Below are 595 nucleotides of genomic sequence, written 5' to 3' on the forward strand. Positions count from 1 at the left end.
AAGCTGCCGGAAGGCACCGAGATGGTGATGCCGGGCGACAACCTGAAGTTCGAAGTCGAGCTGATCGCGCCGATCGCGATGGAAGAGAAACTGCGCTTCGCGATCCGCGAAGGCGGCCGCACCGTCGGCGCCGGCGTCGTGTCGAAGATCATCAAGTGATGATCCCGAGACGCGCCAACCAAGGTGTGTCGAAGATCATCAAGTAAGACCTGCCGGTCTTTTTGAACGAAATCGGAAGGAGCGCCCCCGGGCGCTCCTTTTGCTTTGAGGGTTCGAGTGGTGCCAATGGGTCGGATGTGGCCCCCTGAGGCCCCCGATTCCCGGCCGACGGCCCCGTCACGGCCTTCCCGCGTAAATTTTCCATCTTTTGCTGGCATTTTTGCGCAACAAAGTTTCTGGGGTGTTTTGGGGTTCTTTTGGTGGTTTCGATTTTGGCCAATGAATGCTGGGTGTTTTTGGGGTCCGGGCAGAAAGTTTGTGGAATTTTGAAAAAGGGGGTTGCGGAGGTGTGCGAGTATCCGTAGAAGACCCCTCACCGAAGCGACGGTGGTTGCAGCGGGACGCGGACGGAAGCGCAAGCGACTGAAAGCAAACG

1 protein-coding gene is annotated in these 595 nt (G+C 58.0%); it reads left to right on the forward strand.

Going from position 1 to position 595, the window contains the following annotated elements:
- Window positions 1–159: EF-Tu C-terminal domain-related protein (locus tag FBT96_RS20430; RefSeq protein ID WP_455769546.1), on the forward strand; the 159-nt coding region annotated here is incomplete at its 5' end.
- Window positions 160–595 lie beyond the last annotated feature (436 nt).

This window comes from Rhodobacter capsulatus (genome assembly GCF_005144475.1).
In the GTDB taxonomy this organism is placed as follows: domain Bacteria; phylum Pseudomonadota; class Alphaproteobacteria; order Rhodobacterales; family Rhodobacteraceae; genus Rhodobacter; species Rhodobacter capsulatus_C.